Source organism: Trichocoleus sp. DQ-A2, assembly GCF_039961915.1.
In the GTDB taxonomy this organism is placed as follows: domain Bacteria; phylum Cyanobacteriota; class Cyanobacteriia; order Cyanobacteriales; family FACHB-T130; genus FACHB-T130.
Genome location: NZ_JAMPKD010000008.1, coordinates 138,193 through 154,140 on the forward strand (window position 1 = coordinate 138,193; position 15,948 = coordinate 154,140).

At 47.0% G+C, this 15,948-nt stretch carries 8 protein-coding genes; 6 read left to right on the forward strand and 2 right to left on the reverse strand.

The annotated features are described in order from the left end of the window. Nucleotides 1–59: 59 nt before the first annotated feature. Complete coding sequence (gene pbpC, locus NC997_RS09965; RefSeq protein WP_190527136.1) at nucleotides 60–2,468, reverse strand: penicillin-binding protein 1C; 2,409 nt, start codon at nucleotides 2,466–2,468, stop codon at nucleotides 60–62. Nucleotides 2,469–2,742: 274 nt separating this feature from the next. Between pbpC and NC997_RS09970 the strand changes: the two genes are divergently transcribed. The 3 genes from NC997_RS09970 (at nucleotide 2,743) to NC997_RS09980 (ending at nucleotide 4,843) form a co-directional block, all read left to right on the forward strand. Beyond that, nucleotides 2,743–4,056, forward strand: coding sequence for a glycosyltransferase (locus tag NC997_RS09970; RefSeq protein WP_190527138.1), 1,314 nt, complete (start codon nucleotides 2,743–2,745; stop codon nucleotides 4,054–4,056). A 176-nt stretch (nucleotides 4,057–4,232) separates the two neighbouring features. Beyond that, nucleotides 4,233–4,457: an AbrB/MazE/SpoVT family DNA-binding domain-containing protein gene (locus tag NC997_RS09975; RefSeq protein ID WP_190410043.1), complete on the forward strand. Its 225-nt coding sequence runs from the start codon at nucleotides 4,233–4,235 to the stop codon at nucleotides 4,455–4,457. Next, nucleotides 4,454–4,843, forward strand: coding sequence for a type II toxin-antitoxin system death-on-curing family toxin (locus tag NC997_RS09980; RefSeq protein WP_190527140.1), 390 nt, complete (start codon nucleotides 4,454–4,456; stop codon nucleotides 4,841–4,843). Before NC997_RS09975 ends, NC997_RS09980 begins: the two co-directional genes overlap by 4 nt. A gap of 100 nt (nucleotides 4,844–4,943) precedes the next feature. Here the strand turns inward: NC997_RS09980 and NC997_RS09985 are convergent, their stop codons facing one another. Then, nucleotides 4,944–5,465 carry a hypothetical protein gene (locus NC997_RS09985; RefSeq protein WP_190527142.1) on the reverse strand — a complete coding sequence of 174 codons (522 nt, stop codon included), beginning with the start codon at nucleotides 5,463–5,465 and terminating at the stop codon, nucleotides 4,944–4,946. Nucleotides 5,466–6,025: 560 nt separating this feature from the next. Between NC997_RS09985 and NC997_RS09990 the strand changes: the two genes are divergently transcribed. From NC997_RS09990 to NC997_RS10000, 3 genes are all read left to right on the forward strand, one after another. Further along, a complete protein-coding gene (locus NC997_RS09990) occupies nucleotides 6,026–11,710 on the forward strand; it encodes an alpha-2-macroglobulin (protein WP_190527287.1) in 5,685 nt (1,894 codons plus the stop codon). Nucleotides 11,711–11,970: 260 nt separating this feature from the next. After that, on the forward strand, nucleotides 11,971–12,678 hold the full coding sequence (locus NC997_RS09995; RefSeq protein ID WP_190527144.1) for a hypothetical protein: 708 nt from the start codon (nucleotides 11,971–11,973) through the stop codon (nucleotides 12,676–12,678). 278 nt (nucleotides 12,679–12,956) lie between these two features. Beyond that, the gene (locus tag NC997_RS10000; RefSeq protein ID WP_190527146.1) at nucleotides 12,957–15,941 is read left to right on the forward strand and encodes an EAL domain-containing protein; all 2,985 of its coding nucleotides are present in this window, start codon (nucleotides 12,957–12,959) and stop codon (nucleotides 15,939–15,941) included. Nucleotides 15,942–15,948 lie beyond the last annotated feature (7 nt).

Sequence of the window (15,948 nt, forward strand, 5' to 3'; positions counted from 1 at the left end):
CAATCATTAACGATGTGTTTGAGGGAAAGGCATCCGAACCACCCAGTTAATACTACGGTTTAATTTGACTTGAGCGAGAAACCCCGGCGTGTCTGCCGATATTTACCTAACTGCACTTGGAAACTTACCGTATCAGTCTTTTCCCCACTTCTTGCTTCCAAAGTCCACTGACCGGGACGCAGCGACCAAAATAGCGAATTCGATGGTTGCGTTGCCAGTTTTTCGCCATTTAACCACCACTCTACGGACTGGCTGGGCGTTCCAGCTACTTTAAACTCTAGTTGTTGCATTTCTGTCTGTATATTCTCTGTGCCTTTGGGATTCGTTTTTTCACCTGGGTGCAATAAGAAAACATCGCCATTGTGAGGAGACAAAATCTTGACGCCACTAGAGACAAAACTCGGTTGATGCTGCCTTGCTAACCATTCATCGTACTCTGGAGGCAACTTCGCAGTACCTGACTGACGCTCATAATCGCTAATATCTTCTGCGTAAAAATATTCTTGCACTACTGAGGGGCAGTCTGGGGTAGGGCGTAAGCCAGAAATTGCACAGATTGGGCGTTGCACCAGATTTTCTGGAGGGGGAAAGATGGCAGGTTCTCGATTCTGATGGAGGTGTAACATGATGCGATTCCAGAGGGGTGCTGCACCTGTCACCCCCGAAACTTGTCGCATGGGATCGCCGTTAAAATTGCCCACCCACACGGCTACGGTGTAGTCGGTGGTAAACCCGACCGTCCAAGTATCTCGAAAATCGGAGGAAGTGCCTGTTTTAACTGCTGCGGGGAATGGTAAAGCTAGCACTGAGTCTACCCCAAAGGCACTTGCACGAGCATGGCGATCGCTTAACATATCCGCAATTAATCCCCAGGTTGAAGGGTTAGCAGATGGCAGCCTGGAAGGTCTTCGGTTGCTAGATGGCAGGTTGGAGAATGTTGTGACTAGCGGGGTGGCTTCTCCACGTCTTGCTAAAGTAACATACGCCCTCGTTAACTCCCATAAACTGACTTCACCGCTACCCAAAATTAGTCCCAATCCGTAATGTTCGGGCGACCGATTTAAATGCTCAAATCCTAATTGATGCAGATGATTTAGAAAATTTTGCACGCCGACTTTTTCTAATACCCGCACCGCCGGAACATTTAGGGAATTTGCCAAAGCTACGCGAACTCGTACTGGTCCTAAAAAAGTTTCATCATAATCTGTAGGACTGTAGAGTTTCGCGCCGGGAATCGCGTAATGAGTTGGCACATCCGCCAAGATAGTATTCGGGCGAATCGTGCGGTTTTTTAGGGCATATTCATATAAAAAAGGCTTCAAAGTAGAACCGGGTTGACGTAATGCCTGTACCCCGTCGTTGCGACCGAGTTGTGCTTCATTAAAGTAATCGGGAGAACCCACATAAGCCAAAACTTCCCCCGTGTGGTTGTCAATGACTAAGGCAGCAGCATGATTAACATTATTGGGGGTGAGGGTACGAATCACTTGCTGCACTTGCGCCTCCACAAATTGCTGCAAAGGGCGATCGATGCTGGTGCGGATCTGGGACATCCGATTGGGGATAGCGCTTTCTGGGGCTTTGCTCGAAGATTTTTGATTTTGAATTGAAGAATTAGATAGTTGATTAGATACCCAAAATAAAAAATGAGGGGCGGCAATAATTCCCTGTTGTCTCGGTGCTAGGGAAATCTCTTCTTTGTAAGCTCGATCTGCTTGTGCGCGAGTAATATAACCGTCTTCAACCATGCGATTCAGAACATAAATCTGCCGCTTTTTAAGGCGTTTCCAATGGTCGTAGGGATTGAAGTAAGTGGGATTATTAGGAACAGCAGCGAGAAGACTTGCTTGGGCAAGATTAAGTTCGCTTGCTGGAATATCGAAATAGTTACGGGATGCAGCTTCTAACCCATAGATATTCCCCCCCATTGGCAGGCGATTGATGTAAGCAGAGAGGATTGCATCTTTATTCATCCCGGCGGCGATGCGCCAAGATAGCCAAATTTCGCGCAACTTGCCCGGTAAGGTGCGGGGAACGGGATCTAACATCCGCGCTAGTTGCATCGTAATCGTGGATGCACCGGAGGTAATCCTTTTCGCCTGAAGTGAATCTTTAAGCGATCGCGCTACAGCCTTCAGATCCAGCGCCCCGTGATGATAATATGAGCCATCTTCAGCAGCTAGAATCGCGTTGATAAAGTGGGGCGAAACTTGATTCAGGGGCACTACAGCGGTATGCTCTTGGTCGCGGGTCAGCAACCTTCCTAAAGGAAGTCCATTGCGATCGCTAAATTCAATCGCTTGGGTATCCTGGGCAATATCTTTGGCGCGAACGGGTGCCAGATAAGGAAGCGATCGCACGATTAAACCCAGCAACACCAAAGCTAAGAATCCGCGAAATTTCTGGTTTCTCCCCCAACGCCAAAAGAGTTCCTGCATTTGAATTTGCCACTGTTTGGGTTGTCTCATCGCTTAACCCTTTCGCCAACGAAGACTTACCCCCTTATCTTCATTGTGGCGATCGCCTTTACCGGATGAGGGTGTTTTTAGGGGATGCGCGATCGCATCTTCCCTCTAAGCGCTTGAAACTGGCAGATGGTACGCTTCCACCTCAAGACAATGATGGGTAATTCTTCCTAATCACCCACTAGGGTCAGCCAATCGGATGAAGCAAGTACCCTTAAACCGCCGTAGTTTTGTAGTAATACAAGTAACTCATCTATAAAAAGATACGGTAGCCATTATGAAGATTGTTCTACACACTTATGGTTCGCTAGGCGACCTGCATCCTTATATAGCGATCGCCTTAGAATTAAAGGCACGCGGGTATCAAGCAGTAATTGCCACCGCTGAGTTCTACCGTAACAAAATCGAAGCGGCTGGTCTTGAGTTCCACCCAGTCCGTCCCGATTTTCCCACAGACGTTGAACAGCAACGAGAACTTGTGCGTCTGATCATGGACAAGCAAAACGGTACAGAATACGTCTTTCGCCAAGCAATCTTACCCTATGTCCAAGAAACTTATGAGGATCTGATGTCGGCAGTGCGCGATGCAGAGCTGTTGGTGACACACCCCCTCAGCTTCGCAGCAACGCCCGTTGTTGAGAAAACGGGAATTCGTTGGGTTTCCAGCGTACTGTCTCCGATGTCGTTCCTCTCCGCCTACGATCCCCCAGTAGTGGCGACTTTCCCCAGTTGGCTGAATCTACGCATACTTGGCCCTGGGTTTAATGGAGCGCTCATCCGCCTCGCTAAAAATCGTTTCAGCTCGTGGGATGAACCCCTGCGACAGTTACGGACACAGCTTGGTTTATCTCCCCTTGCTGATTCTATGTTTGAAGGGATGAACTCCCCCGACTTAGTGCTGGCTTTATTTTCAGAAGCTCTCGCAACTCCTCAACCCGACTGGCCAAAACAAACTTGCGTTACCGGATTTACTTTTTACGATCGCAATGGCAATACTGGTCTATCTCCGGAACTGGCATCATTTTTGGATGCGGGAGATCCGCCAATTGTGTTTACTTTGGGAAGTTCCGCCGTGTGGGTTGCTGACAAGTTTTACCTCGAAAGTGCCAAAGCTGCCTTAAAGTTGGGCTATCGGGCTGTATTGCTGGTTGGCAACAATAACCCCTCCCTGCCAAAAGAGTTGCAATCCAAGGATATTGGTGTTTTTGACTATGCTCCCTACTCGGAACTGTTTCACCGAGCTGCTGCTATTGTGCATCAAGGAGGCGTAGGCACAACCGCACAGGTGTTGCGTTCCGGTCGCCCGATGTTGGTGGTACCCTTTAGCAACGACCAACCAGACAATGCTGCACGGATTACTCGTTTAGGAGTCGGACGAACTATCGATCGCGATTGCTACACTGCTTCTCGTGCGGCTAAGGAACTCGATCGCCTATTACGCGAACCTCGCTACCAGGCTAAAGCCGCAGAAGTTGGCAATAAGGTACGAGCAGAAAACGGGGTTAAAGTTGCCTGCGATGCAATCGAAGCACAATTGAAAAAAGATAAGAACGCTACCAACCTTCAAAGTGCGTCCGTCTCGCCTGTTTAACTATTTTGTGGATAGATGCGATCGCGCTTTAGAAGATTAGAGCGATTTTGGATAGACGCGATCGCATCTTTGAATCAGGAAAATTTGTCAAACCCTTAATGACTAAACAAGGGGATTCCATTCTATAAGTTTATGTTATAACATATGTAGTTACTATCCAATTAAGAGGTGATAGTATGCATACTCTAAAAATTCGACGGATTGGCAATTCTTTAGGAGCAACCTTCCCTAAAGAAGTATTGCAAAAGCTAAATGTCAGTGAGGGAGACAGCATTTTCCTGACAGAAACTCCAGATGGAGTTCAAATAACTGCTTACGATCCTGATTTTGAAGCCGCAATGCAGGCTTTTGCAGAGACCCGTAAAAACTACCGCAATGCCTTTCGTGAATTAGCTAAATGAAGGAACCCAGATGGGTGCCTGAGACAGCAGTAAGCGCCATACATGAAGAGCTAATTGCAGAACATGGGGGGAGGTCTGGATTGAGAGATGCAGGGTTACTTTCAGCTAGTCTAGCCAGACCTCGGCACTTATTCTCTTACAGTGAAAATGCAACTCTGTTTGAGCTGGCGGCAGCTTATGGCTACGCTTTGGCAAAAAATCATAGTTTCGTTGATGGCAACAAGCGCATTGCCCTTGCTGTCATCGACGTTTTTTTACGATTGAATGGCTATAAGTTAGTAGCACCAGAACCAGAAGCAGTAGTCATAATGATTAATCTTGTGGATGGTGTGGAAGATCAAGAGAGCCTATCCGCTTGGATTGCTGAAAACTCCCAAGAACTCTAAATCCTCAACTGTGCAGTAAACGGGAACCAAGGAGGGATGCGATCGCATTTTTCAGCGCATCAGTACCAAAGCCAGTATAAGTTTTGAATTGAGATGAATGCTAGCTGAAAGAGCTTTTGTTAAATTTTTCCATAAAGTCAAGTAGCAATTGCTTACCAAGTTCTGAATCGTTCTGGCGCAGATAATGCGCTATTTTTTCAAACCTCTGGCGATCTTCAAGTGTATCGAAAGAAATAAGGATTCTTCTAGGATCTAGATTTACACTTCTGAGTAGCCAAATATCTGTTAAGTCATATTCTTTATCCGATAAGGGCAGCAATTGTACAATTAATTCTACATCAAGCTCTTTTAGTCGAAATACTCTGTGTTCCTGGTCAGACTTAAAATATTTGCGAGAGTATTCTGGGATTCTTTCATATGCTTTTTCTGATTCCCATTTTTCAGCTCTGTCTACAGCCAATCTCAATGTTTTTTCCCAGATAGTATCAAAATTTTTAATTAGTTTTTCATCACTCAACTTCTGACGATTGACTGCAACTTCATCTTCAAATAGCTGATCTGGCAGTGCGTATTTTTGTCTAGCAAGTTTACATTTCGTTTGATCGCTGATATTTATTTGCATAGCTTCCTGTATCCAGTAAAAGGAATATAGTAGTGAGCATTGTCCTCTACCAAACTTAAATATTATCAGGGTCTATTCCCCTTTCTCGTAACTGATACCCATGTTTACCCTAAAAAGCCAGTCCATGCGCTATTGCCAAACGAAAGTAAGAATCGCTCTCAGCAAGTTGGAACTAGGTTTTGCAGTTCATTATCCATAGGGGTATCGTCAGAATTAGGTAGTTCTGTTGAGGATGGTGGATAAGGCAATGGGTCGGACTGCTTTCCCTAGACTTGTTGCCTAGAGCTTAGCCGAGCGTGAGTAGCGTTAGCTCAACATAAAGTAAAGATTTTGAGCGGAATGATTCAGCTACCCGGAAGACCGAGTCGTTGAGATGTAGACCTCTTGTTAGTGAGTCATGTAGGGGTAACTCTTGTGGTTTACCCTCCGATGAATTACCTGCAATGAGGGAAAAAGTCATGCCAGTTTCAATTCCTGATACAGATTCGCTGTCTTCCCTTCATGGACAGGATAGTACAGATAAATCCTTTCAACAGATAGGCACAATCGTGAGAATTTGGATGCGGTTTCTGGTTGTCGTAGCATTCGTACTGGGAATAGCCGGATGTGGCGTGATTAATCTCTCTGGAAATGAACCACTTCCAGCAGTTCCTTCTCTAGCGACGCCGCAACTCCCAGACTGGATTGAAGAAATTAGTCCGACTGGGGAGGTTGAACCTTTAGCGCAGATTCGCATCCGATTTAAAGATGCTTTGATTCCTGTTGAGAGTCTTGATAGCCCCGATCAACAGCAAAAGCTAAAACAATTTGAGATTTTGCCGCCGCTACCGGGACAATTTCGATTTTTGACGCCGCGAATGGTGGGATTTCAAGCCAACAAAGCATTGCCGAAAGCGACGCGAGTCAGAGTCACTCTGAAAGCTGGTTTGGCGGATCTAAAAAATCATCGTTTAGAGAAGGATTTGGCGTGGACTTTTAATAGCGAACCGATTAAACTAACTAATTTACCGAGTACTAATCCTGAAAATCCTGATAATCAAGCTATTGATTTAAAGCCAACTCTAAAATTTAACTCAAATGTAGAACTGGATATCGCTTCAGTCCAAGAGCATTTGAAGCTAATTCCGGAAGGAAAACAGAAGGATATACGGCTGAAAGTTGATTTAGAAAAAAAAGAGACACCCTCAGAGAATGAACAGCCACAGGAGAAACTTGACCCTTCAACCCGCAACTGGACATATAATTTAGTACCGCAGCAGACTTTAGAAAAAGCGACTCGTTACCGCTTAGAATTTTCTCCGGGTTTGCGTCCTAATCGGGGGAATCTCCCCAGTGAGATGTCTTATGCTAGTCAGCTAGCTACTTATTCACCTTTGAAATTACTGATAATTAAATATTACGGAGTACCCGATGCCGGAGGGACTTATGGTCGGTTTGTCAAAGGAAGCCCTCAACTGCAATTTAATAACGGGCTTGACGCAGATTCAGCGATTGAGAATATTACTGTAACTCCTACGCCGAAAGAAGCTATTAAACTGGTTCAAGTTCCTGATGGAGAAAGTCTTGTTAATCTCAACCCTTGGGCATTAGAACCTGCCACTACTTATACAATTACTATCGGTAAAAAACTCAAGGATAAGTTTGGGCAAACATTGGAAAAGCCAGTTACGCTCAAATATGAGACAGGCGACGTAGCTGGAGATATCTGGGTACCATCGAATCTAAATATTTTCCCATCTGGTAAAGATTTACAGTTAAATGTTTCTACTGTAAACTTGCCCGAATCAAGGTATAAAGCGGCTTATCGGGTATTGCAGCCGACAGATTTAGTTTATGTAGATTCCGCTTATCCCAAAGGCGATGGGAATGATTTATTACCGAATCCCAATTCTTGGCAAAGTGTCAAGGTATCGAGCAAGAAAAATCAGTTAATTGATGTACCTGTTCCCATCCAGGAAAAACTGGGTACTGCTACGGGAATGTTAGCTTATGGAGTTCAGGCGCGAACTAATCGTTATGAAGAAAATGGTAAGCAACAATGGCGCGAACCGACGACTTATGGAATGGTGGAATTGACTAATTTGGGAGTGTTTGCACAGTGGTTCCCTGATTCGGGATTGATTCGCGTGCATCATCTCTCAGATGGTTCTCCCGTAGTATCTGCACCTATAGAGATTTATGAGTCGAAATTAGAGGCAAAATCTCGTCCTCAACCCGTACCTTGTGCATCAGGGAAAACGGATGAAGCGGGGACATTACTGTTGCGTCGTGAGGATATGCAGCAATGCACAAAATCCAGAACTGGATTTGAACAAGGGCCTAAATTGCTCGTAATTGCCCGTGAAAATCAAGATTGGGCATTTGTCCGCACGGAAGAATATAGCGGTGCTTATGGCTATGGCGTTGATGCTGGATGGGATGATGGGAAGCCAGTCTCACGGGGGGTAATCTTCTCGGATAGACAGCTTTACCAGCCAGGGGAAAAAGTATCGTTTACGGGTTTTGCCTACTACTTACAAAATGGAAATATCCAGCAGGACAAAAATGCTATTTATAAAGTTACTCTGTTAAATCCGGATGGTCAAAAGACGGATTTAGGTACTCAGACAACCAATGAATTTGGCAGTTTTTCTCTAGAGTTGCCGATAAAGACGAATCAGCCGCTTGGCTATTATTCGATTCAAGCGAAAGGCAAAAGTGGAGTAGAAGTTTTAGGCGATTTTCGCGTTGCCGAGTTTAAACCGCCGAATTTTAAAGTTGAGCTAAATCTAGATAAAGAATTTGCTCTAAAAGACCAGCAAGTTGAAGCGAAATCCACGAGCAATTACTTATTTGGTGCGCCTGTAGAAGGCGGGAAGGCGGAATATTACGTCACGCGATCGCAAGCTGATTTTAAACCGAAAGGGTGGGAGCAATTTTCCTTTGGGCGACAGTGGTTTTGGCCTGAGGAGAGTCCAACTGTTTCCAGTGATGTGTTGCAATCAAACCAGGTATTAGATGGTAGGGGGAACAGCCAAATTGTCAAGATAGCGAAGGATGTGCCTTACCCGATGACTTATCGGGTGGATGTGCAAGTCTCCGATGTGTCGAATTTGTCAGTATCGGATTCTAAGACATTTACGGTATTGCCAAGCGATCGCTTAATCGGGTTACAATCCAATTTCGTTGCGGATGCTGGTAAAGAGTTTCCCGTCCAAGTTATCGTTACCGATCCTACCGGCAAGGTGATGGAAGGACAACGGGTGCGAGTGGAACTGCAACAGATGAAATATAGCAGCGTCACGCGGGTGGTAGAAGGCAGTAATACTGCTAAAAACCAAGTGGAATACAAAACCGTGGCGCAGACAGAGGTGAAATCTGGAAATAATCCTCAATCTGTGTCGCTGACACCTCCGGAATCGGGTTCTTACCGGATTCGAGCAAACTTTGCAAACACCAAAGATGAAGTTACAGCAACCGACTTGCAAATTTGGGCGACGGGTGGCAATGCGGTGAGTTGGGGAGAAAGCGATCGCGATCGCTTAGAAGTCAAACTCGACAAAGACACCTATAAACCGGGTGAAACGGCTACCGCTTTAATTCAATCTCCCTATCCGGAAGCTGAGTTATATTTTGCCGTTGTCCGTGATAAACCCCTGTACAAGACAATTACCAAAGTGAAAGGGGGTGCGCCGCAAATTCAATTCCAAGTAACGCCGGAAATGCTGCCAAACGCCGCAGTAGAGGCGGTATTGGTTCGCCAAGGCGTTCCCCTAAGTCAAGTGGAACCTGGAAGCTTAGAAAACTTGGTGCGGATTGGGTTTGCTCCTTTTAAAACTAACTTGGATGATAAGTATTTAAAAGTCCAAGTTACCCCCATTCAAACGCAACTAGAACCGGGTGTCCCAGAAACCGTACAGCTAGAACTCAAGGATGCACAAGGCAACCCAGCCCAAGGACAGTTTACCGTCATGGCGGTAAATGAAGCGGTGCTGCAACTGAGCGGTTATCGTCCGCCGGATTTGGTGCAGACTGTTTATGCAGAGCAGCCGATTTCAACTCGATTTAGCGATAATCGTCCTAATGTGGTGGTGCAACCAACCTCAATGACGAAACCGAAAGGTTGGGGTTATGGCGGGGGACAATCAGCAGGCGCAGCGAATACCCGCACCCGCAAGGATTTCCAAGCCTTAGCTTACTACAACGGTTCTGTTCTCACAGACGCGACAGGGAAGGCAGAGGTGACATTTAAGTTGCCGGATGACTTGACAACGTGGCGGGTGATGGCAGTTGCTACCGATGGCAATCTGCACTTTGGCAACGGCGAAGCGACATTTATCACGACGAAACCGCTGCTGTCTAACCCGATATTGCCGCAGTTTGCACGTCCGGGCGATCGCTTGGAAGCTGGCTTATCTGTCACGAACAATACCCAACAAACCGGAAATCTGGCAATCAATGGTGTGGCGAATGGTTCTCTTCAGTTTGCAAATAAACCCGCTAATCTGCAAACCAAAGCAGAATCTGGCACTCGTGCGTATCGCTTTCCTATCGTGGCAGGAAGTGCAGGTAAATCTCAGCTGAAGTTTACCACTCAGTTGAATGGAACCGCTGATGCGTTTGAAGTGCCTTTGGAGGTGAAAGCGCTAGAGATTACCGAACAAGTCGTAGAAAGCGGTACAACTACGAATCAGGTAAAAATTCCCCTGAATGTGGATAAAAAGGTTGTCCCTGATGCGGGAGGTTTGGAGGTTTCCCTTGCCAGTACGCTGATACCGGAAATTACCGCACCAGCGCGTCAAGTATTGCAGGATGAGCAATTGCCATTTTTGGAACCAGCGGCGAGTCAATTAGCGATCGCATCCAGCTTGCAAACGCTTTCTCAAAAATACGGTCAAACCTTTGCACAATTCAACCCAACCCAACAAGCGAACCAATCTCTAGAACACCTGCAAAAACTCCAGCAACCGGATGGTGGATTCGCCGCTTGGCCTGGTCAACAGAAGTCCGATCCGTTAGTATCTCCTTACGCAGCTCAAGCTTTGGCAAGAGCCTCGAAAGCGGGACTGACGGTAGAACTGAGAATGGTGTCTCGCTTGACGACTTACTTGAAGAAAATTCTCGCAGATCCCAGTCAATACGATTTTTGTAAGCAGCCACTCTGCAAGAATCAGGTGCGACTAGAAGCACTCTCTGCTTTGGCGGAACTGGGTGAAAAGCGCAATGACTTCCTTGCAGATATTTACGCACAGCGCAGTCAATTCGATCCGGTTACGCAGATTAAGCTGGCGCGTTACCTATCTCAGTTTCCAGAGTGGCAAGAAGAATCTCAAACTCTATCGAAACAATTCCAGCAGAATATTTATCAAACGGGTCGCACTGCTACGGTAAATTTACCCCAAGGTTTATCTTGGCTCAACTCGGCAACAACAGCGCAAGCTCAAGCTTTACGCCTTGCGATCGCGCAAAAGACTAACCCAGAAATCCTGGATCGGTTGTTGCAAAGTCTCCTGACACTGCGACGAAACGGCACTTGGCAGAATACCTACGACAACGCTCAAGCACTCACGGCTTTGGTGGAATATAGTCAGACGCAGCCAACACCGCCTAACTTTGCCGCAACGGTGAAACTCGCTGGCAAAAAATTGACATCGGCGCAATTTAAAGGATACGCCAACCCCAGCCAGGATCTTAAGGTGCCAATGACCCAGTTGCCACGCGATCGCCACGATCTGATTGTGCAAAAATCTGGTCAAGGCACGTTGCACTACTTGGTTGCCTACCGCTATCGCCTACAGGGAAATCAACCGGGAAGATTTAACGGCTTACGGGTGACACGCGAAATCCGTCCCGCTAATGAAGAAAAGGTGTTGCGAAAGCTCAGCCTCTATGCTTCTGATGAGCCGTTGACGGTGAAAAGCGGTCAGGTGTTTGATATCGGTTTGGAGATTATTACCGATCGTCCGGTGGATCGTGTGGTCATTACCGATCCGCTCCCAGCCGGGTTTGAAGCAGTCGATGCCAGCTTCCAAACTTCTACGGCTGCATTGCAGGCAAAAGAAGATAACTTTGGCTTCAAGACGATTTACCGCGATCGCATTGTTGCCTATAGCGATCGCCTGGAAGCCGGAGTCTACTCTCTGCACTACCTCGTCCGTTCCGTGACTCCAGGCACCTTCCTTTGGCCTGGTGCAGAAGCCCATCTACAGTATGCACCAGAAGAATTTGGACGCTCAGCTTCTTCTACTTTGAAAGTGTCGGATTAGAGCGCAAAGGAAACATAAAGTTTCTTCCCGGCTGACGTTAGGGAAGGAGAACTATGGGGTGCCATCATCTGTTTTGCGAATGATGGCACCTCTTTTTTGCCTGATTTTGCCTTTTGTGTGACTTTTGCTTTTTAACTTTTGCTTGTTTGCCGATTAGTTTTGCCGCGATCGCCCTTTCTTTGCAAAGATTAGTTAGATTGTTATGCCACAACGGCAGTTATGGCGATATCAAGACTAAGTAAATTCATAAGGGAAGCAACATGGCTGGAAAAACAATAAATAGTAGTGCCAGTGGTTTTCTTGTTGTCCTCTTGCCATTGGCGTTTGCGATCGCCTTCCTGTTTGTAGCATGGCCTGTAGTGCTGGCACTGGTGTTGGTGGGCATCTGTTTAAGGCTTTGGCAAAACTATCAATGGCAAAAGTGGAGCCAGCAAGTCAATCCCTTTTTTCATCAGCTGATTCAGGAAACCCAAGGGCGCGTTACAGCACTCGACTTGGCAATGAAAGCGAATCTCTCTGGAGCAGCAGCGCAGCGGTACTTGGATACAAAAGCCCAAGAATTTGGAGCAAGTGCCCTTGACTATCAAGACAAAGGCAAAGTGTATTACTTTATCACTGCCAACACTTTAGGTAGCATCTTTGATGACAGCGAACCTTCCAGCCAATCTTATGTCAATGATGCTCCAGAAGCTGTGGCACCTGCCCGCAAAGAGCAGCAACCACAGGAATTAGCTGATGACGAGGAGTTTGAGGAACCTGAAAACGAACCCACTGACGAACAGAGGGCTTCTAAAGCGCTGATTCAATCTGAACTTGCAAGGCGGCTGGATGTTCATTCCAGTACCATTTACAAACGCAGAAGTGAGCCATACTTCGCAGATTGGAGCCAAGGTCGAGATCCAGAAGGAATATCCTGGAGATTTGAACCCGATAGTATGCTGTTTTTTCCTATCGAAACCGAGTCTTAAAAGGAAAGCTGAACCGGCTCCAAGGTAAAAGATAAATTTTCTGGAAAGAGGCTCAGTTTGGAAAGGCAAAAAGGGTAAGGGACGATTCCCTTGCCTTTTGCCGTTTTTAGGGGATCTGCTTGCCAACAACTTGCCTATAACACGGTTATCCCTCCCTAGAGGATTGAGAAGCATTAAGAAATTAAAATGATCCTTAAAAAAAAGGCAAAATAAGAAAACAAAGGTTAATAAAACGGGTTTGCATCCTACTGTGTCCAACCTGTCGAAAGCATTTATGAATGATCGAACCAAAACGGCCTGCGAATCAAGCAGTTAAGCTGGATACGAATTATCACCCTCGTATCTTTGATAAGAATATAAGCTTCGTGCCGCGTCAGATTAGCCCAAAACAATCCGAAGCACTGCGAATCATCGCTCGTCAGGTTGCGGCTCAACAAGAACTACGCCGTGGTTTGAACCGCTTAACCCGTGCCCCCCAATCGCACCCACGAGGGGAAGAACAGCAGGAGCGTTTCTTTACGCTCTCTGAGGAGCGCCTGCGCCTACTAGAATCCATTGTTATCAATGCAAATGACGCGATTGTCATTACAGAAGCCGAGCCATTGGAAGAGCCGCTTGGCCCCAGAATTGTCTATGTAAATCAGACCTTTACCCAAATGACCGGCTATCAACCGGAAGAGGTAATCGGTAAGACTCCCCGGTTGTTGCAAGGGCCGAAAACTGAGCGATCGCAACTCGATAAAATTCGTCAAGCTTTGTCACGATGGGAGCCGGTCAGAGTCGAGTTGATTAACTACCGTAAAGACGGTTCCGATTTTTGGGTAGAACTGAATATCTTACCCTTGGCAGATAGTACGGGTTGGTTTACCCATCTGCTAGCGGTGCAACGAGATATTACCGAACGCAAAGCTGCTGAGTACGAACTAAAATCCCATGCGCGGGCTTCAGCAGTCGTGGCTCAACTGGGTCAAGGGGCGCTCTCTGGCACCAATCTAGATGCGCTGATGCAAGAAGCGGTGAAGCTGGTTGCCCAAACCCTGGAAGTACCCTTTTGCCAGGTTTTGGAACTGATGCCAGGAGGCAATGCTTTATTCTTGCGGGCAGGCGTTGGCTGGCAGGAAGGGCTGGTAGGTTCTGCAATCATCGGTGCCCACGATCGTTCCCAGGCAGGATATACCTTGCTAACGGGGAAGCCGGTGATTGTGGAAGACCTCCGGATCGAAACGCGCTTTTCTGGAACGCCACTGCTGCACAACCACCGCGCGATCGCTGGCATGAGTGTGATTATTCATAGTCAGGGGAACCCGTTCGGTGTTTTGAGCGTTCACACCCCTAACTACCGGAGGTTTACGGAAGACGAAGTTCATTTTTTGCAAGCGGTTGCGAATGTCTTGGCAACGGCGAACGAACGCCAGCTGGCGGAAGAGGCGCTGCGGGAAAGCGAAGAGCGGTATGCGCTGGCGGTTCGCGGGAGTAATGAAGGTTTGTGGGATTGGAACCTGAAAGCGGAAACCTTCTATTTTTCGCCGCGCTGGAAATCGATGTTGGGTTGCCAGGAGGATGAAATTGGCGACAGCCCGGAGGAGTGGTTTAACCGCGTACATCCAGAAGACTTGGAGCGAGTCAAAAGCGCGATCGCTGCCCATCTAGAAGGGTTGACTCACCACTTCGAGAAAGAATATCGGATGTTACATAAGGATCAAACCTATCGATGGATGCTTTGTCGAGGAATGGCGATTCGAGATGCCAATGACAAAGCCTACCGGATGGCAGGATCGCAGACGGATATTACCGACCGCAAGGTGGCTGAGGAACATCTCATCTATGATGCATTTCACGATCCGCTGACAGGTTTGCCCAATCGAGCCTTATTTATGGAGCGACTGTCCCAGGCGATCGCGCGAACCAGAAGACAGCCAGAATATCTGTTTGCCGTCTTATTTCTAGATCTCGATCGCTTCAAAGTCGTCAATGATAGCCTCGGTCATGTCATCGGAGACCAGCTGCTGATTGCGTTAGCAAAGCGACTGCAAAGTAGCGTCGCTTCTTGCCTGCAAGCCTCTGTGTGTGGCAGCAATACTGTGGCACGGCTTGGGGGCGATGAATTCGTCATCCTCTTAGAAGAAATTCAAGATATCGACGTTGTAGAAGCGATCGCCAAAAGCATCCAAAAAGACCTCCGGCATCCTTTCAACCTAGACAGACACGAAGTCGTTGTGACAGCCAGCATTGGCATTACCTTAAGTGCAATCGAGCAACGAGGTTCATCAGGCACTTACAAAACTTGCCCCTACCCCGGAGACATTCTGCGTGACGCCGACATCGCCTTATATCAAGCCAAGGCACTAGGCAAAGCCCGTTACGAAGTTTTTACCACCGCTATGCACACTCATGCGGTGGCTCGCTTGCAACTAGAAAACGATCTCAGACAAGCCCTAGCCAGAACTGAGGTAAAAGACCGGCTTCAAACAAAAACTGTCAATTCTTCTGGTTACTCTTCACTCAGTCGTGAGTCCGCATCCTTCAGTCATTCTTTCCTGCTTCACTATCAGCCCATTGTCTGCTTCATGACTGGCAGAATTACTGGTTTCGAGGCACTGGTACGCTTGTCTCACCCGTTTCGCGGCTTGATTTCCCCAGTTGATTTTATCCCGATCGCAGAAGAAACAGGTTTAATCATCCCTTTGGGAGCGTGGGTTCTGCGCGAAGCCTGCCGTCAAATGCGGCTTTGGCAACAAGAATTTTCTGACTTAGCACCATTAACCATCAGCGTTAATCTTTCCGGCAGACAGTTTTCCAAACCTAATTTAGTCGAGCAAATTCAGCAAATTCTCCAAGAAACCGAGTTACCAGCACCAAGTCTAAAACTGGAAATTACCGAAAGTGTGGTGATGGAAAATGCTGCCGCCGCTACGGCTAGTTTAGAGCAACTAAGCAACTCCGGAATTCAACTTAGTATTGATGACTTCGGAACCGGCTATTCTTCTTTGAGCTATTTGCACCGCTTTCCGCTCAATACTCTGAAGATTGACCGCTCCTTTGTTAGCCGGATGGATGCAGGCGAAAATTCTGAGATTGTAAAAACGATTGTTACGCTGGCTCATCATCTGGGATTAGATGTGATCGCAGAAGGTGTAGAAACGGCGGCTCAGATGGAACAACTGCGATCGCTACGCTGCGAAGCTGGGCAAGGATTCTTCTTTTCCAAGCCACTAGATAGCGAATCTGCTAGAGCATTAATCGCCGCAACGCCCCAATGGTAAGACCATT